Below are 19548 nucleotides of genomic sequence, written 5' to 3' on the forward strand. Positions count from 1 at the left end.
CTAGACCTGCAAGGTTTTCAAAACCTTGTAGGTCTTTTTTAATATATTATTATTAACTCCTTTATAATTTGCTCCTCAAAAAGAGTGAAGTAGCAAGATAAAGGTTTAAAACAAAAGTCATGAGACACGGAAAAAAATTCAACCACTTAGGAAGAAAAACAGCCCACAGAAAGGCAATGTTGGCCAATATGGCTTGTTCTTTAATTGAGCATAAACGTATTAACACAACAGTTGCCAAGGCAAAAGCCTTAAAACAATTTGTGGAGCCATTAATTACTAAGTCTAAAGAGGACACCACCCACAACAGACGTATCGTTTTCAGTCGTTTAAGACAAAAAGAAGCCGTAACTGAGTTGTTCAGGGAAGTAGCTACCAAGGTTGGAGACAGACCGGGAGGTTACACTAGAGTGATTAAGTTGGGTAACCGATTGGGTGACAACGCCGATATGGCAATGATTGAGTTGGTGGATTACAACGAAATCTATAACGCAGGCAAGCCGAAGAAGAAAACTACAAGAAGAAGTAGAAGAGGAGGCAGTAAGTCAGCTGTTGCAGTGCCAGTTGAAACTAACGCATCAAACGAAGAAGAATAAATGTTAATAAGCATTTAATATATAAAGGATAAACTATTTTTAGTTTATCCTTTTTTTTTGAATTTTTGTAAAACTTTTTCCGGCACGTCACACTGAGCGCAGTCGAAGTGCAAGCGGGAATCTTATATAGCATCACAATGAAATACCAAAAGAGACAAAATGCCATCGTTCTGCTTGCAGATGGTACGATTTTTTATGGAAAAGCAGTAGGAGGAAAGCAAGGAACGGCTTTCGGAGAAGTATGTTTTAATACTGGAATGACGGGGTATCAGGAAATTTTTACTGACCCTTCATATTATGGACAACTTATGGTAGCCACCAATGCCCATATTGGCAATTACGGCACCAATGAAGATGAAGTAGAATCCGATTCTATAAAAATAGCTGGTTTGATCGTCAAAAACTTTAGCTACGACTATTCACGTCCTGCAGCAGATAGTTCACTTGAAGAGTTTTTGGATAAAAATAATCTTTTGGCCATTTCGGATGTGGATACCAGAGCTTTGGTGAGTTATATTAGGGATCATGGCGCCATGAACGCCGTGATTTCAACTGAAGTGGATAACATTGAGGGCTTAAAGAAACAATTAGCCGAAGTTCCAAGCATGGAAGGTTTGGAATTGGCTTCAAAAGTATCTACGAAAGAGCCGTATTATTTCGGAGATGAAAATGCCACTTACAAAGTAGCGGCATTGGACATTGGCATTAAAAAGAACATCTTGAGGAATATTGCAAGCAGGGATTGTTATATAAAAGTGTTTCCTTACAATGCAAAGTTTGAGGATTTGGAGGCTTTTGAGCCCGATGGATATTTCCTGTCCAATGGCCCCGGTGACCCAGAACCATTAGTGGATGCTCAAGGAGTGGCCAAAGAAATCATCAAACGGGATTTGCCTTTGTTTGGTATTTGTTTGGGTCATCAAGTTATTGCTATTGCAAATGGTGTTTCAACTTATAAAATGTACAATGGGCATCGAGGTATAAATCATCCTGTAAAGAACTTAATCACAGGAAAAGGGGAAATCACCTCCCAAAACCATGGTTTTGCCGTAAATAGGGAAGAAGCAGAGGCAAACACAGATTTGCAGATTACCCATATTCATTTGAATGATGATACTGTGGCGGGATTGGCGATGAAAAATAAAAACGTATTTTCGGTCCAATATCACCCAGAGGCTAGTCCAGGGCCTCATGATTCATCCTATTTATTCGATCAATTCGTAGAAAATATAAAAAAAGCCAAACTGACCACCGTTCAGTAAAATTTGAGGCATTTTCAAACTAAAACGTTTTAGCTTTCTTTTTAAGATTTTATGACAAAAGCTAGTTAATAACAGAAGATTTAGCCGTAAATTTGGGCTCGAAAGATTAAAAAAACAACCAATTATGAGTGCAATTATTAATATCCACGCAAGACAAATCCTCGATTCAAGAGGAAATCCGACAGTGGAAGTAGATGTAATTACTGAAAATGGAGTATTAGGTAGAGCTGCCGTACCATCGGGAGCATCAACAGGAGAACATGAAGCCGTAGAGTTACGTGACGGAGGAGATACTTACATGGGCAAAGGCGTTTTAAAGGCCGTAGATAACGTAAATTCAGTAATCGCTGAGGAATTGCTTGGCGTTTCCGTGTTTGAGCAAAACTTTATCGATCAAACCATGATTGATTTGGATGGTACGCCAAACAAATCAAAGTTAGGCGCTAATGCTATCTTAGGTGTGTCTTTGGCTGCAGCAAAAGCAGCGGCTAATGAGTTGAATATGCCTTTATATAGATATGTTGGAGGTGTTTCTGCAAACACGTTACCAGTTCCTATGATGAACATTATCAATGGAGGTTCGCATAGTGATGCACCAATTGCATTCCAGGAATTTATGATTATGCCGGTAAAGGCCAAAAACTTTACGCATGCCATGCAAATGGGTACTGAAATTTTTCACCATTTGAAAAAAGTATTGCACGATAGAAATTTAAGTACTGCCGTAGGTGACGAAGGTGGATTTGCACCAACTTTGGATGGTACAGAGGATGCTATTGAAACTATCGGTAAAGCGGTTGGAAACGCTGGATATAAATTTGGCGACGAAGTTAAAATCGCTTTGGATTGTGCTTCTGCAGAATTTTATGTTAATGGCAAATACGATTATACAAAATTTGAAGGCGATACCGGAGTTGTAAGAACTTCAGAAGAGCAAGCTACCTACTTAGCCGAACTTTGTGAAAAGTATCCAATTATTTCAATTGAAGATGGTATGGATGAAAATGATTGGGACGGCTGGAAATCCTTGACTGAAAAAGTTGGTGACAAAGTGCAATTGGTTGGTGATGATTTATATGTTACTAATGTTGAGCGTTTATCACGAGGTATTGAAAACGGCATTGCCAATTCAATTTTGATTAAGGTAAACCAAATCGGTTCTTTAACCGAAACTATCGCTGCGGTAAATATGGCGAAAAACGCTGGATATACTTCAGTAATGTCTCACCGTTCAGGTGAAACTGAGGATAACACTATCGCAGATTTGGCGGTGGCTTTAAATTGTGGTCAAATCAAAACAGGTTCTGCATCGCGTAGCGACCGTATGGCCAAATACAATCAATTGCTTCGTATCGAGGAGGAGCTGGGCTCTGTAGCTTATTTTCCTCAGGAAAAAGCGTTTAAAGTGAAATAGATTAGTTTTTCTTACTATATTAAAATCCTGTTATCATCGATAACAGGATTTTTTGTTTTTAACCCATTCTCCAGTATTGAAGTTTAAAGAAATTATTAGAAACTATCTTCAATTATTGTATCATCTGCTGGTAGGTGCTATACTAATTATTGCAGTACTGTTAACGTTGGTCATCATCTTAAGTGTAGCTTTTGATTCAATAACTAACAGGCCTATATTAGTCTTGATGATTGGATTGGCAGCTGCCATATTCGTATATGTTTGGTCAAATAGGGAAAAGATTTATGGTCATAAAAATTCGTTTAGGTTTCTTTTGTTTGAGATTTTTAAATTAGGATTTGCCATCCTATTTTTTTGTGCGATCGCCCTTAGCGTAAAAAAGGCTCCTAAACCTTCAAAACCAAGAATTGTGGATGAATCGGTTGTCTTGTATACCGACAGTATCGATGGAGAGGTAGAAAAATACTATTTAAGTACTCAAAATTGGAGGGATTTCAGCAGAAAACCACATTCCCTGCCTTTCAAAATAAATTTTGATAATGTGGAACTATCTACTCGAAATAGGAAAAATTATAAAGTGTCCTTTGGATTTAAATGGGGAGACTTTTACCAGCAACTTTGTGGTAACGACCAAGTATTAATTAATGAGCTGGCCGAGACCTTTTATGCCTATCAGCAACAAGAAAAATTAAGTAGAAGGGATTTCGCCGAATTAATGATATCTGCCATTCAGGATATTCCGTATAACCTGATTTTGAGCAGAGCATGCGATAGTTTGGACATCAAACCTTGCTATGGAAATATAAAACTTGGACTTTATGCACCTGCAGAGTTTATCTCCCATTTGAGAGGCGATTGCGATACACGTACCGTTTTGCTCTTTACATTGCTTTCCCGCTTTAATTACGATATTGCTATCCTGAATAGCCAGGCTTATAAGCATTCAATTTTAGGGATTCACATTCCTGCTACCGGAAAGTTTAAATCGATTAACAATAAAAGATATTATTTTGTAGAAACAACCACTCGTGGTTGCCCTATTGGCTATTTGCATCCCGAATGGTCAGATATCAAAAAATGGGATTTCGAACTTTTATTTAACGCTAAATCTTAAAAAATGGACTTATTTTATCTCGCCTTAAGCCAAGTGATAATTTCAATTTTCTTGTCAATTGTGATATTTTTCATTTCATACAAAATTCTGATTAAGGCATTTAAATTGAATGAAAGCAAGTTTGAGAACGATAATCTGGCCTTGAGCATATTTTTTTCGGGAATAATTTTCAGTATAGGATATTTACTTAGTGCTATAATTCCTTCTATTATCAATGCAGTTCAGCTCATAAAAACGAATGCCGACGGCAACCTGTATTTAGAAGTTTTCAAATATTCGACTATTAGTTTGTTGATTGGGTTTCTAACGATTTCCTTAATACAAATGGGCGCGTTTTTCTTGGTAAAAGTGATGACGAAACACATCAAGGAGGTAGAAGCCTTAAAACAAAATAATCTTTCCGTGGCGCTACTTCTAATAAGTATCTTGATTTCAATAACATTAATTTCAAAGGAAGGTCTTATTTTTCTTTTGGAAACGTTTTTGCCTCACCCCGAGTTTGTCCAGTTTAATTAGTCAACAGAACCAATGGCGATTGGCTTTGAGAGATTGTTTTCAGTATGAAAAGTGGTAAAAGGGAAAGAACAAATCCCGATTGAAATTAAATTATCAAAGTAGGTGTTTTCTTGAAATGACCACTTTTTATGGGTATTAATTTTAACAATATCTCAATTAATAAAACCTTTAAAAATCAACTTCAGAAATCAGCAGATATTTCGTAATTTAGCACTTCCAAAAAAATTAAATACAATATATACATGTCAGATACCGCTACGCTTGAAATTAATGGAGAAAAATATGAGTTTCCTCTTGTAAAAGGAACAGAAAATGAAGTTGCAATAGACATTAGAACACTTAGAGGTGTGAGTAAGGTCATTACTTTGGATTCCGGATATAAAAATACCGGGTCATGTGAAAGTGCCATTACGTTTTTAGATGGAGAAAAAGGTATATTAAGATACAGAGGGTATTCAATTGAAGAGCTAGCAGAAAAAGCAGACTTTTTGGAAGTAGCTTATTTATTAATTTTTGGTGAGTTGCCTACTTCAGAGCAATTGGCGAAGTTCCATCATGATATCATGGAAAACTCAATGGTGGATGAGGACGTACACAAGATTCTTGATGCATTTCCGAAGAATGCCCATCCTATGGGTGTGCTTTCTTCTTTAACGAGTGGATTAATTGCATTTAATCCATCTTCGGTAAATGTGGACTCTGAGGAAGAGATGTATCGAGCCATTGTTAAAATATTGGGGCAGTTCCCTGTATTGGTGGCTTGGGTGATGCGGAAAAAGAAAGGCTTGCCTTTAAATTATGGCTCTAAAAAATTGAGCTACGTTGATAATTTAATGCAAATGATGTTCCAACAGCCCAATGAGGATTTTGAACTGAATGAGATCGTTAGGGATGCATTGGATAAATTATTGATTTTGCATGCGGATCATGAGCAAAATTGTTCTACTTCGACGGTGAGGATCACAGGTTCATCCCATGCAGGGTTATTTGTTTCTATAGCAGCCGGAATTTCTGCACTTTGGGGACCTCTGCATGGAGGCGCTAACCAAGCTGTTTTGGAAATGCTTGAGGCCATTAAGGAAGATGGGGGAGATACTAAAAAGTATATGGCGAAGGCCAAGGATAAAAGCGATCCTTTCCGCTTGATGGGATTTGGACATAGAGTTTATAAGAATTTTGATCCAAGGGCACGAATTATCAAAAAGGCTGCTGATGAGGTTCTAGCCGATTTAGGTGTTGAAGATCCTATTTTGGACATTGCTAAAGGCTTGGAAAAAGAAGCTTTGGAAGATCAATATTTTGTAGATAGAAAATTGTACCCTAATGTAGATTTCTATTCAGGTATCATTTACAGGGCTATGGGTATTCCGGTGGAAATGTTTACCGTAATGTTTGCAATGGGACGTTTACCAGGGTGGATTGCCCAATGGCGTGAAATGCGATTGAACAAGGAGCCAATCGGTCGCCCAAGACAATTGTATGTTGGTGCAACAGAAAGGTCGTTTAAGCCGATTGATCAAAGATAAAGCCCTAGGGATTATGATATTGTTAAGCTTCATGATGTTTTCATGAAGCTTTTTTTGTTATTTCTGTTATTTCTGAGAATAATTCAAAATTTGCTTTTTAATCCGTAGTTTAGCACTTTAAAAAATTCGAAAACATTAGTCGAAAAAATGATACAACTAAATGTTCAAAATGAGACTTCAAGATTGCGCTCAGTCGTTTTAGGCACAGCTGAAAGCATTGGCCCCATTCCTAACATTGAGGATTGTTACGACCCAAAAAGTATCGAGCATATTTTGGCGGGCACGTATCCAACAGAAGCCGATATGATAAAAGAGATGAATACCGTTTTGAATGTGTTTGAAAAGTACGATGTAAAAGTGTATCGTCCCGAGGTTATCGAAAATTGTAATCAAATTTTTTCAAGGGATATTGCCTTTGTGATTGACGATATCATGATTGAAGCCAATATTTTGCCCCATCGCGAGGAAGAAGTACATGCCATTGATTATATCTGGAATCGGGTGTCCGAAGACAAACGTATTATTTTACCGGAGGATTGCCATGTTGAAGGTGGAGATGTTATGCCATGGAACGACTATATTTTTATGGGTACCTATTCTGGTAAGGATTATTCGGATTTGATTACAGCACGAACAAATACTCAGGCCGTTGGCGCCATTCAGGATTTATTTCCTAACAGAAAAGTAAAATCTTTCGAATTGAGAAAATCCAATACTAACCCCCGTGAGAATGCACTGCATTTGGATTGTTGCTTCAATCCTTTAGGAAAGGGAAAAGCCATTATCCATAAAAACGGGTTTTTAGTAGAGGAAGAATATAATTGGTTAGTTAACTTCTTTGGAAAGGAAAACCTATTTGAGATTACAAAGGATGAAATGTACGATATGTACAGTAATGTGTTTTCAATTTCAGAAGATGTGATAATTTCAGAATGCAATTTTACCCGATTGAATAATTGGCTTAGAGCCCAAGGTTTCACTGTTGAGGAAGTGCCCTATGCTGAAATTGGAAAGCAGGAGGGATTGTTGCGTTGCACCACTTTGTCACTGTTTAGAGATTAAACTTAAATATGAAGCAACAAACCACAAATACCATATTAATGGTGCGTCCCGTAAATTTTAGAATGAACGAGCAGACAGCTGTTAACAACTATTATCAAGAATCCATTGACGGTGTTTTGCCTGAAACCATTAAGGTAAAAGCGCAAAACGAGTTTGATAGCTATGTTGAAAAGTTACGTGGTATAGGTGTAAACGTTGTTGTGGCAAATGACAGAATAGAAACGGATACCCCCGATTCTATCTTCCCCAATAACTGGGTGTCCTTTCACGAAAATGGGGATGTAGGCTTGTATCCAATGTTTGCTGAAAACAGGAGATTGGAGCGTAGAGAAGATATTTTGGAAACCTTGGAATCCGAGGGGTTCATTATCAATAATATAATTGATTATACCAGTGCCGAAGAAGAGGGAGTGTTTTTGGAAGGTACTGGAAGCGTGATTTTAGATCGCGCCAACCAAAAAGCATATTGTGCATTATCGCCTAGGGCCAATGAGGATTTGTTTATTGAGTTTTGTGAGGATTTTGAATATTTTCCTATTGTGTTTACGGCCAACCAAACAGTCGATGGGCACAGGAAACCGATTTACCATACCAATGTAATGATGTGCGTGGCAGAAACGTTTGCTGTAATTTGTCTAAGTAGTATTGACGACAAAAAGGAACGAAAAAATGTTATCAAACACTTAAAAGATGATGGTAAAGAAATTATTGATATTACAGAAAAACAAGTAGCCCAATTTGCGGGCAATATGTTGCAGGTAAGGGCACAAAATGATGAGCGCTATTTGATTATGAGCCAATCGGCATATGACAGCCTTTCGAAACAGCAAATCAATGCTATTGCGAAGCATTGCGAAATCCTTTCAAGTGATCTGAATACCATTGAAACCTGCGGAGGAGGAAGCGCGCGGTGTATGATGGCAGAGGTGTTTTTGCCTAAAGTAAATTAGTGATCGCCGTTGGGTTTGGATTTCGGCAATTGAACGTAGAATGTACTTCCAACATTAACGGTGCTTTCCACCCAAATTTTACCGCCGTTAAGTTCTACCAACTCTCTGCAAATTGAAAGCCCTAAACCAGTACCTTTCTCATTATTGGTGCCCATAGTAGTGAAACTACTACTTTTAAAGAGTTTTTCGATATTGTGCTGAGAAATACCTATGCCGGTGTCTGCAATGCTGAGAATGCATGTGCCATTGCTGATGTGGTTTGAAATGGTAATCGTATCACCTTTTCTTGAGAATTTTAAGGCATTGGCCAATAGATTTTGGATAACGATTTCAATCATGCTTCTATCAGCATAAGCGAAATCACGAAGCGAATGGTCTACCAGCTCAATGCCCTTACTCTCCAAGCGTTGCTCAACTAGCTTCACTTTTTCCTCAAATACCTCTTGAATATCGAATAAGCTCGGACTTGGCTTAAGCGACTGCATTTGGGATTTGGACCAATTCAATAAATTGAACAATAAAAGCGAAGCATTATTAGCATTTTCGCTCAATTCGGGAATCAAGTTATCAAACTCTTCCCGGGACAGAGAACCGTCCCTGAGCAAATCTATAAATCCGTTAATGGACGATAAAGAGTCTTTCAAATCGTGCGAAACTATCGAGAACAACTTGTCCTTAACGTTATTTATATTTTCCAGGTGCTTGGTCTGCTCCACAAAAGCTTCATTTTGCAATTGTATTTTTAGGTTCTTTTCTTCTAGTTCTTGAGCGTATTTCAGGCTATTATTACGTTTCATATAAACCCAGACCAAGAATATACAAACCAGCGCAAGTACGCCCAACAAAATATAAAAGAACAACTTAAATTGATTTAACTTGTCCTGGTTTTCGGTAATAATCTGTTCTTTATTTTCAAGAGCGGCTTCTTTTTTGTCTTCTTCCTGGTCAAAATTTAAGTTGAGGTCCTCTTCAGGAATCTTAACCGTTTCGGCTATGGGTTTGGTTTTAGCCTTTTCCAAACTGTCTTTTAGGTTGTAATAATTGCGTTGCCAAACAAAAGCTCCGTCAAATTTCCGTTTGGTGGAATCCAAAGCCTTCATTAGTTTATAATGCTTTAAAAGTTCCTCTTTGTCATTAAGCCTTCTGGCAATGGCTCCGGCTTCTAGCAGTTGTTGCTCCGCAATAATTAATCTGTTTTGGCTTAAATTTAAACTGCCCAAATTATGCAAAGTAACCATCAAATTTTGCTGGTTTCGATTTTTCCTGTTAAGATTTAGGCCTTGAATTAAATATTTGGTCGCAGTATCATAATCATTAAAGCTAAGGTACTCTCCACCTAATTTAGGAAGTATTTCGCTTCTTAATGAATCGTTTTTGCCATTTTTTCCTGCCAATACCCTTTCGTAAAAATCAATAGACCTACGGTGCTCTTTTATTTTGGAATAGAGTTCGGCCAATTTAAGACTAGAGCTACTTATGCCTTCACTATCGTTAAGTTGTTCTTGAATTTCTAAGGCTTTGGTGTTGAATTCGATGGCCTTATTCATATCATTAATTTCACCATAAGCTTTGCCCAAACTGGCATAGGCAGTCCTTAATTCCTCGTACAAATTACGGTTCTCTAACTCCTTTATAGCAGAAAGTGAATATTGTAGCCCCTTAGCATAATTGCCACGTTCAATCTCAATTAGGCCTATGCTATTGTTTACTTTGGCCACGTTAAGCGTATCCTTTAGCTGATTAAAAAGTGCCTTTGCCTTGGTATAACCATCTATGGCATTAATGTAATCGCTCTTTCGGGCATAAATCAAAGCTTTATAATATGTGGTCTTAGCTATACCATCTCCGTAACCAATTTTGGAGGAAAGCTTATCACTTTCGATTATATATTTAATGGCACGATCGTAGTCTTTGTTCTCGAAAAGGTATTCAATCAGTTTGAGGGAAGTGTCAACTTTAAGGGAGTCAGAAGTCTGAAATGCCAAAGCTATAGATAGGCTATCTATTTCCTTGGTTTGTGTAAAACCTAGGAATACGGATAAGAAAATAATTAGGGTAAAAATCCTCCTCATATAGCTTTTAAATTATAGCTTTTCACAAAGCCACTATTTAAAGATGCTTGGTTGAGGGAGATCAAGTAGTCTTTATTGGGGTCGGTTGATTGATCCAATTTTTTGTTCAATAATAGCTTCGCATAGCAAAAGTTGCAAAAAGACCCTTGATATTCTAATTTATGGGTTTTTCTACCAAAAAATTAGATGAAGGGAACCTCAGTTTTTTTTAAAAAATCGACGAATAGATTAACGGCAAAAATCATAGAAAAACGGCACTTTTATCGACGAAATGCGCACAACAAAAAATCATCAGATTTTATATGGAATAAATATCTAACATTCAATATTCTACAAGTTTGACATTTTTAAGCTATAGCGCCAATTTAGGCTTGGAATTATTGTTAGAAATAACATGAAAAACTTGTTATCTTTGCCAGCCTATAACCACAAGATGATGAGCCTTCAAGACACCCTTTCTGCACATGTAAAGCAAGCTGTTTCGACCGAGTATCAAGTAGATTTAGAGTCTTTTGAATTTCAAGCTACCCGAAAGGAATTTGCAGGCGATATTACCTTGGTTATTTTTCCAATGTTGCGTTTTGTAAAAGGAAATCCCTTAGTTATCGGCGAAACTATAGGTTATTACCTAGTGAATCATGTGGATGAGGTCAAAGGCTTTAACGTTGTAAAGGGCTTTTTAAACATTGAGATCAGTGATGTTTACTATTTGAACTTCTTTGACAGTATCAAGAATGATGAAAATTATGGATTTGTATCGCCTTATAAAGATGAGAAGGCCGTAATGGTGGAATATTCCTCGCCAAACACCAACAAACCACTACATTTAGGGCATATTCGCAATAACCTTTTGGGTTACAGTGTGGCTGAAATCCTGAAAGCATCTGGCAAAAAGGTCTACAAAACTCAGATTATCAATGATAGGGGGATCCATATTTGCAAAAGCATGTTGGCCTGGCAACGATTTGGGAATGGCGAAACACCCGAAAATACTGGCCTTAAGGGGGATAAGTTGGTCGGAAATTATTATGTAAAATTTGACCAAGAATATAAAAAGGAAATAGAGGCATTGGTCTCCGACGGACAATCCGAAGATGATGCTAAAAAGAACGCACCCATTCTATTGGAAGCACAAGATATGCTTCGCCAATGGGAAGCAGGTGATAAAGAAGTAGTTGCTCTATGGAAAACCATGAACGGATGGGTTTACGATGGTTTCGACGAAACTTATAAAAACTTAGGAGTAGATTTCGATACCTTGTATTATGAAAGCGATACCTATTTGCTGGGAAAGGAATTTGTGGGCGAAGGCCTTAAATCCGGGGTGTTTTTTAAAGAGGACGACGGGTCCGTTTGGTGTGATTTGACCGACGAAGGATTGGATAAAAAAATCGTATTGCGAGCAGATGGAACTGCCGTGTATATGACGCAAGATATTGGTACTGCCATACAGCGTATCAAGGATAACCCTGATATTGGCGGCATGGTATATACCGTTGGAAACGAGCAGGATTATCATTTTAAGGTATTGTTTTTAATTCTGAAAAAACTGGGCTTCGATTGGGCCAAAAACCTATACCATTTAAGCTACGGCATGGTAGATTTGCCAAGTGGCAAAATGAAGAGTAGGGAAGGTACTGTGGTGGATGCAGATGATTTAATTGTTGAAATGGCAACCACGGCTGAAGAGATTTCGGAAGAATTGGGAAAACTGGACGGTTATTCCGAAGCAGAAAAGAAAGCCCTTTATAAAACCATTGGTTTGGGAGCGTTAAAGTATTTTATTCTGAAGGTTGACCCCAAGAAACGGATTTTATTTGATCCAAAAGAATCTATTGATTTTCAAGGGAATACAGGGCCTTTTATCCAATATACCTATGCTAGGATTCAATCGATTTTAAGAAAGGCCGATTTAAGTCCAAATATAGCTCTGAATTCCACTGAAGTATCACTTCACGAAAAAGAGCGCGAACTCATCAAACAATTGCAGTCCTTCCCAGAAATCATACAGTTTGGGGCGGAACAACATAGCCCGGCTTTAATCGCAAACTACACATACGATTTAGTCAAGGAATTTAACTCCTTTTACCAAAACGTTTCCATTTTGGGCGCCGATAATGACGATGAAAAAGTATTTAGGGTACAACTTTCAAATGCGGTTGGTCAGACCATTAAAAATGCCTTCAGCGTTTTGGGTATTGATGTGCCTGAGCGGATGTAGATATTTCTAAAACACCATTCTAAAACTTACATTGGGGGTAATACCCAAGGATTGGTTTTCAATTGTGGTAATATTGTTTTCATCATCCAAAGTATAGTAAGTGTTCAAGATGTTTTTTTTGTTGAAAAGATTCCAAAGTGAGGCGCCCATCACCCCCTTTGATTTCCCAAAGAGGTTGAATGAATACGTGGCCGAAAAATCTGCTCGCATATAATCCTGAAGGTTGGAAGCATTCGGGCTTTCATAAAGAATAGTGTCCTGATTATTGGGATCATCGTTTTCAAGGAACATTGTCGTCGGTCGTCCGGTGTGCCAATTGAAACCTAGTGCCAATTTTAAATTTTTGTAGTTGTATGTTCCAGCAAAGGTCAGGGCATGCCTAATGTCGGCGTTGTTAGGGAAGGGTTGTCCGTTATTAAGTTTAGGAAACGTATAGTCGTTTACACTGTAGGAATAGCCTAGCCACGTACTCACTACATCCGAAAATTGTTTATTAATGAGTACGTCAATACCCTTGATTTCGTAACTGCCAACGGCATGTAGAAATTGATATTGATTTTGAAAGCCTTGACTTCTTGTTGTAATGCCGTCCACTTTTTTAATGAAGGCTTCGGCACTTATTAAAAACTTATTTTTATTGAAATGAATACCAGCCGAGGCCTGTTTGCTTTTTACGATAGGAACAGGATACAATGATTTTCCATTTTCAATCTCTACCTCGGTTTTATTGTTGGCCAATACCCATCGGCGTTTTTCAATTCCTAGAAAATCATTTTGTAAATCGATAATCTGGGTGGTGGTTTGACTTTTATATTCGCCCAATAATTCCAATCGGAAAGCTCCCAAAAAGCGCTGGCTAAAGTTCAACCGTGGTTCTACAAGAACTTCATCAAATTTGTTGAAATAATTGACCCGTGTACCCAATTTCAGTTTTGTTTTGGCACAATTGGATAAAAAAGCAATTTCTCCATAACCGGAATGACTTCTGATCACCTCTTTGATAAAGCTCCGGAATTCAGGATTGTTAACATCTTCCAAATTGCTGATGCCCGTTTCGGTAAATTGATAGCCTAAATTGACTTTAAAATTGGGGTTCATTTTATAATCGATGTCCAATCGACCCGAACCGTCAAACACTTCGTTTTCCTGAATCAGTCGCTGATTATTGATGATGTCGAAGTTGGTGCCATCCAAATCATAATTGGTTACATATAATTGTGCGGTAGTCGAGAATTTAGAACTCCAATCCCGAATATAGGTGAAACCGTAGGCCGAATTTTGTTGACTTAAACTACTATTCAGTGCCTCGCTTCTGTCATTTATGGTAGAGCGTTCCTCATATTTCAAGCTGTTGTTCACATTTAAAAAATGCAGACGTATTTTATCCTTTTTGGTGATGTCGTATAGTAATTTAGCAGTGACATCATAAAACGTAAAATCCTCATTTTGGGAAATGGTATTGTCATTTTTTTGATGGTTGGATAAATCAGAATCCTGAAATACCCGCTTAAAATACTGGTCGTATGTGGGTGTGGTGATTAAATCCGTAATGGAACGTCTTGTTGAAATTTGCAGTTCCATATTTCGGAAAATCGGGATTTTGGCATACCCGTGGGCATTAATCAAATTAAACCCAAGTCCACCATTGAAATTCCCGTCCACATCATCTGAAAGGCGCATATCAATCACACTGGAAATCCCATCTCCAAATCTGGCACGGGTCCCGTTTTTCGAAACATTCACTTTTTCAGTGGTGTAGGGATTAAATGCCGAAATCAGCCCGAAAAAATGTCCGGATTGGTACATTTTTATGCCGTCCCAAAGGATGAGGTTTTGGTCGTGCGTGCCACCTCTTACATTGATGTTTGAAACGGATTCATCAATACTAAAAATCCCCGGAAGTGCCTGAATGGTCTGCAACACGTCGGGTTCAATCAATCCAGGCAAAATACCGAACTTGGCCGGTCTTAAATTGATGGTCCCATCATTAAATTTGGTGATACCCGAGGTCAAGTAATTATTGACCACCACTTCTTCGAGCCTTTCCCTGACTATTGTTTTTTCTTCTTCTTTTTGTTTAATAATCGTAATAAAGCGCGTGTCCAAAACATTGAATTCCAAATCGGTGTTGATTTCAATTTCTACAAGTGCGTCCAAAAGGTCTAAATCGGCATTTGGGAGTGTCGTTTCAATATCTGCAATCGTTTCATCCACATAAGAAAAACTAACTTTATAGCGTTCAGACAGTATTTTGAGAATAGCCGAAAGAGGTTGGGTTTCTTGATTGGTTTGAGAGAAACCGATGGCACCATTCAAAAAAAATAAGAGTACAAGAACAATAAGTAGCCCTTTGTTATTCACGCTTTAAAATTATCGTACCGTCTTTTTTGCTGTACGATACTTGTAAAGGTAGTGCAATAGATTTTAATGCCACATCAAGGTTGTCGTGGGTGAATGATCCCGTAAACAGTTGAGTGGAGTCTACACCAACTAAGGTAATATCCACCTCGTATTGTCTCTCAAATTCGGCAACAACCTGCTTAAACGGAATGCTTTTAAATTCACTTTCGTTATTTAACCACGAAGGTGATGAGCGATAATCTTTTTCTTTAGTAATTTTTTTCCCATCGATAATTAAAAAACTGTCGCCAGGTTTTAATTTTGTTTCTTGGGCATTGTAGGTAACGCCAACCAATCCTTCGTAGCAAATAACCTCAAAATAATTGTCCCGTTGTTTTACATTAAATTGAGTACCATAAACCGTTACGGTTCCTGATGTGGTGTTTACGTTGAATGTAGAGCCCTTGGCCACTTTAAAAAAGGCCTCGCCTTGCAATTCAACATCACGTTCTTTGTTCCAATGGGTTTTATTATAAGCCAAAACTGACTTTGCGTTGAGGGAAACGGTAGATGCATCTGGTAATTCTACAGTGGTTTTTTGCGCAAATTGCGTCGTCACCGTAGTATCAAGGGTAGTGGTGTAATAGTACACGCTGAAACAAATGGCAATAACGGCCGCCACACGCAAAAACGTTTTGAACACCCCAAGTTTTGGCGCCGTTTTTTGCGTTTCTGCCGCACGGATTTTGGATAATACCCCTTCCAATTCACTGGAAGTATCGTAGGTATCCGCCTTAAATCCTTGCAGGCTGTTATCTAACTTTACTAACTCGTCATAGTCCTCAAGCGCTTTAAACGCCTCGAATTCCTGATCATTTAGATCGTTATTTAACCATTTTGATATGAGTGTTTCTCGTTTCATCGTATCGTTATTCAATTATATAACAAGTATGTTTTATTTTTTCCTACCCCTATCATTTAATTTTTTTTCAAAAACTTAAATTTCAGTGTTCAGTGTTCAGTGTTCAGTGTTCAGTGTTCAGTGTTCAGTGTTCAGTGTTCAGTGTTCAGTGTTCAGTGTTCAGTGTTCAGTGTTCAGTGTTCAGTGTTCAGTGTTCAGTGTTCAGTGTTCAGTGTGAACGCCTTATTGAGGGCACTGTCAACTGAATACTGCGACTGCCTACTGTTCACAGCTCCTTAATCTCCTTCCGCAACTTTTCCAGCGCCCCATAAATCCGTTTCTCCACCGCTTTGGTGGAAATATCCAACAGTTCCGCAATTTCCTTAAAGCGTTTCCCTTCCACGCGGTTCATCATAAAAGCCACCCGTTGAGGTTCGGTTAAATTGGCCAATGCCCGTTGCAGTTTGTCATTATATTCCTGTTCCAGCATTAAAAACTCTGGACTTTCATTGGTGCTCATCTTTGGCTTTGATGTTTGCTGATGTTTCAGCACCACTTTTTGATGGGCCACTTCGTTCAACATTAAATTGTTGGCGGTGGTAAATACAAAACTTTTGGCCTTATCCGGGGAAACTTTAGCGCAGTTTTGCCACAGTTTTACAAAAGCCTCCTGTACTTTGTCCTTCGGATTGAGCAATTCTCCAAACTTATAGTATAAAAAATCGTGTAAATCCTTGGAATATTTATTGAATATGGATGAAAATAAACGCTCTTCGCAAATATTTTCATGTAATTGTTTGGCCATGTTACTTGGTAGTTGGTGCCACTAAAATAAAGGTTTTGGTGTTTTATTTTGGAATTTGGAATTTATTTTTTTTGAAATTTTTTAGAGGTAGGGTAGGAATTTTTAAAGTTACCCTGTTTTATAATAAAAACGCTATGAATCGTTTCAATCTTTTAACTATCATGAACACCTATTTATCATTGAAACGCATAGAGAAGTTTAACCTAAAATCATATACCATGAAAACTAAATTTAAAGCCCTATTGCTATTGCCTTTTTTTGCCCTTCTATTGTTTTCTTCGTGTCAGGAGGAAACGGTAGAAATTACTGAGCCCACCGAGGCCGAAGCCCTTGTTGCAGATTCTGCACTTACCGCCATGATTAGCTCCGCATCTACCATGGACGGATCTGCTGATAATATTATCGACAGAGCCAGCTGTATTGCCGTAAAATTACCTGTTATTGTTAAGGTGAGAGGGATTGAACTTCGTATCGATTCCAAAGAAGATTTTCGTTTAATCGAAAAACTTTACGATGAGTTTGATACCGACGACGATCGTCTGGACATCATTTTCCCCATTACTATTATTAACAGGGAGCATGATGAAATAGTCATTAACAATGCGGACGAGTTGGAAGCTTTTGTTAAAGAATGTAAAGGCGAAAATGAAGAGGACGACGATATAGAATGTATCGATTTCCAATATCCAATTTCCTTTTCTGTGTATAGTCCTAATTTTGATGTTATTGATGTGGTGACTATTGAAAACGACCGCCAATTACACAGATTTATGAAGCGTGTAAGAAATAGCGAGGTTATTGCTAGTTTAAATTTCCCAGTAACTATGGTATTGGCCGATGGTACTACGATTCAGGCTAATAATAATGAAGAATTAAGAGCTATCATCCATGAAGCTAAAGATGCTTGTGATGAAGACGATGATAACGACCATAACGACGACGATTTCACTAAAGAGCGTCTGGATGAGTATTTGATTAGATGTCCTTGGGTGGTATTCGAATTTAAAAGAGATAGCAATACCTTGACTGAGGCTTACCAAAACTATGCTATCAATTTCAAAAAAGAAGGTGTAGTTACCATGAAAGCTAGAAATGGTGATGTATTGACCGGTTCTTGGAGCACAAGAGTAAGTGATAGAGGTGCTTTGATTAAGATGGAGTTTGAATCTTTGGCTGACTTTACTTTAGAGTGGTTCATTTACGAATTCGAAGACGGAAGAATTAAAATCTACCAAGAAGGCGGTAACCGAATCGTACTAAAAAGAAACTGCGACGTAGTTGTTGATATTACTAAAGAGCGTGTTAAAAACTTCTTACAGGAATGTTTATGGAGAGTAGCCCGTTTACAAGTTGACGGTGCGGATAACGAGAAAGATTATATCGGTACACCATTAAAGTTCTACGAAGGAAACAAAGTTCATATCAGAGTTCAAGGTGAATTACTTGAGGGTACTTATGAAGTAATTGTAAGACCTGCAGGTATCGGATTGGAAATCAATCTTGAAGGAAGACCAGACTTGAAACTACAATGGTTGATTACTTTCCTAGGTAAAGATTTTATTAAGTTGACTAATGTAAACAACCAGATGGTATTGAAGAGACACTGTCCAGATATCGATGACGACTTAGATTATGTTGAAGGTGTATTGATAAACGGAATCTGGGAAGTGGCCTCGTACATGGAGCTTGATGCTGATTTAACCGATAACTATAACGACATCGTGATAGGTTTCAATGAAAATGGTAGAGTGATTGCCGAAGGTGCCGGGAAAAACTTTTTCGGATCTTGGTTGGCCTACAGAAACGATGGCCTTCATTTAGGGTTGCATTTTGGAAGAGATCAGCAACCAATGAATGAGTTGAACCACAGATGGAGAATTAAGGAAATCACGCCTAACAGAATTGAATTGAAAGATTTCGGTGCCAACGGAATGATAGAGCGTATCCTAGTTCTTGAAAAAACACAATAAAAAATTGAAAAGAATTCCTCGAGGCTGTAGGTCTCGAGGTTTCCATTGAACCTGCCTGCCGGCAGGCGGGGTTGTCATTCCCGCACTGACGGGAATTTAAAAAATTAATTTCAAGGAAATAATTTTTGCTTTTGGTTAATAAAGGAAACCCTTATTTATTCGGTTTGTAGGTTGGTTAACTAAGATTCCTTTTTAGAGGCTGTCAAATTAAATTTGGTAGCCTTTTTTTAGTGAAACCCAAATTTGAGAAGTTTTTATAACCGCGCTCAAGTTTGATGGTTAAACTAATACCTATGAAGATCGGGATCTCATCTTTAGTGTGATTTTTTGGGCGTTCCCCTGCGGGTCGGGCCTGCCTGCCGGCAGGCTTTCACTACTCAATCTTTTTTAAGTTGTCATCGCGAAGGAGGAACGACTGTGGCAATCTCAAAAATTTATTTTCTGCACAGACTTAAACCATAACTGCTTTAAAAAAGGATTTCAAACATTTAGCCTGCACTAAGCGCAGTCGATGTGTTCAATCCCTACCGCGGGCTGCTTTGTTAGCGAAGTTTTTCGCGTAGCTTTTTGGTTTATTCAGGACGGGTCAAAAGTTCGTTTAACGGTTTGTGTATGGCTCGTTGCGGAAAATCAGCTATGATTTTCCGCCGTAACCGAAAGATAGTGAATTGCAATGAATTCCGATTAGGAATTCAGCCGCAATGAGCTATACACGTTGTGCCTGTTGCACAACCACTCGCTAAATATACAGAAAATTCGTATCTTTCTGTATGCAAGGCAAGAAAGATTACCAAGAAAAGTT

At 38.1% G+C, this 19548-nt stretch carries 14 protein-coding genes; 10 read left to right on the forward strand and 4 right to left on the reverse strand.

What is annotated here, in order from left to right; translation table 11 throughout:
- Positions 1-119: 119 nt before the first annotated feature.
- The 8 genes from rplQ to ctlX all read left to right on the forward strand — a co-directional run bounded on the left by rplQ (position 120) and on the right by ctlX (position 8437).
- Positions 120-593, forward strand: coding sequence for a 50S ribosomal protein L17 (gene rplQ, locus ACFSR8_RS12825; RefSeq protein WP_380292623.1), 474 nt, complete (start codon positions 120-122; stop codon positions 591-593).
- Positions 594-730: 137 nt separating this feature from the next.
- A complete protein-coding gene (gene carA, locus ACFSR8_RS12830; RefSeq protein WP_380292625.1) occupies positions 731-1855 on the forward strand; it encodes a glutamine-hydrolyzing carbamoyl-phosphate synthase small subunit in 1125 nt (374 codons plus the stop codon).
- Between the two features lie 124 nt (positions 1856-1979).
- Positions 1980-3269: a phosphopyruvate hydratase gene (eno, locus tag ACFSR8_RS12835; RefSeq protein WP_186563041.1), complete on the forward strand. Its 1290-nt coding sequence runs from the start codon at positions 1980-1982 to the stop codon at positions 3267-3269.
- Positions 3270-3345: 76 nt separating this feature from the next.
- Positions 3346-4383: a hypothetical protein gene (locus ACFSR8_RS12840; RefSeq protein WP_380292627.1), complete on the forward strand. Its 1038-nt coding sequence runs from the start codon at positions 3346-3348 to the stop codon at positions 4381-4383.
- A gap of 3 nt (positions 4384-4386) precedes the next feature.
- A complete protein-coding gene (locus tag ACFSR8_RS12845; protein ID WP_380292629.1) occupies positions 4387-4899 on the forward strand; it encodes a DUF350 domain-containing protein in 513 nt (170 codons plus the stop codon).
- Between the two features lie 242 nt (positions 4900-5141).
- The gene (locus ACFSR8_RS12850) at positions 5142-6425 is read left to right on the forward strand and encodes a citrate synthase (protein ID WP_186563036.1); all 1284 of its coding nucleotides are present in this window, start codon (positions 5142-5144) and stop codon (positions 6423-6425) included.
- Positions 6426-6572: 147 nt separating this feature from the next.
- Entirely contained in the window at positions 6573-7487 is a 915-nt protein-coding gene (locus ACFSR8_RS12855) for a dimethylarginine dimethylaminohydrolase family protein (protein ID WP_380292631.1), read from the forward strand.
- A gap of 8 nt (positions 7488-7495) precedes the next feature.
- On the forward strand, positions 7496-8437 hold the full coding sequence (ctlX, locus tag ACFSR8_RS12860; RefSeq protein WP_380292633.1) for a citrulline utilization hydrolase CtlX: 942 nt from the start codon (positions 7496-7498) through the stop codon (positions 8435-8437).
- Here ctlX and ACFSR8_RS12865 read toward each other — a convergent pair.
- On the reverse strand, positions 8434-10509 hold the full coding sequence (locus ACFSR8_RS12865; RefSeq protein WP_380292635.1) for a tetratricopeptide repeat-containing sensor histidine kinase: 2076 nt from the start codon (positions 10507-10509) through the stop codon (positions 8434-8436). The genes ctlX and ACFSR8_RS12865 overlap by 4 nt on opposite strands.
- 436 nt (positions 10510-10945) lie before the next feature.
- Here ACFSR8_RS12865 and argS point away from each other — a divergent pair, with 436 nt between their 5' ends.
- Entirely contained in the window at positions 10946-12730 is a 1785-nt protein-coding gene (gene argS, locus ACFSR8_RS12870; RefSeq protein WP_380292649.1) for an arginine--tRNA ligase, read from the forward strand.
- Positions 12731-12736: 6 nt separating this feature from the next.
- On the opposite strand, the gene ACFSR8_RS12875 is transcribed toward argS, so the two are convergent.
- The 3 genes from ACFSR8_RS12875 to ACFSR8_RS12885 all read right to left on the reverse strand — a co-directional run bounded on the left by ACFSR8_RS12875 (position 12737) and on the right by ACFSR8_RS12885 (position 16776).
- On the reverse strand, positions 12737-15091 hold the full coding sequence (locus tag ACFSR8_RS12875) for a TonB-dependent receptor plug domain-containing protein (RefSeq protein ID WP_380292637.1): 2355 nt from the start codon (positions 15089-15091) through the stop codon (positions 12737-12739).
- Complete coding sequence (locus ACFSR8_RS12880) at positions 15084-15992, reverse strand: FecR family protein (RefSeq protein ID WP_380292639.1); 909 nt, start codon at positions 15990-15992, stop codon at positions 15084-15086. The genes ACFSR8_RS12875 and ACFSR8_RS12880 overlap by 8 nt, the downstream gene beginning before the upstream one ends.
- 265 nt (positions 15993-16257) lie before the next feature.
- Positions 16258-16776 carry an RNA polymerase sigma factor gene (locus tag ACFSR8_RS12885; RefSeq protein WP_380292641.1) on the reverse strand — a complete coding sequence of 173 codons (519 nt, stop codon included), beginning with the start codon at positions 16774-16776 and terminating at the stop codon, positions 16258-16260.
- 218 nt (positions 16777-16994) lie between these two features.
- On the opposite strand from ACFSR8_RS12885, the gene ACFSR8_RS12890 reads away from it, so the two are divergent.
- Positions 16995-18746: a hypothetical protein gene (locus ACFSR8_RS12890; protein ID WP_380292643.1), complete on the forward strand. Its 1752-nt coding sequence runs from the start codon at positions 16995-16997 to the stop codon at positions 18744-18746.
- The last annotated feature ends 802 nt before the right edge of the window (positions 18747-19548 follow it).

It is taken from the genome of Hyunsoonleella rubra (genome assembly GCF_042684665.1).
GTDB lineage: Bacteria > Bacteroidota > Bacteroidia > Flavobacteriales > Flavobacteriaceae > Jejuia > Jejuia rubra.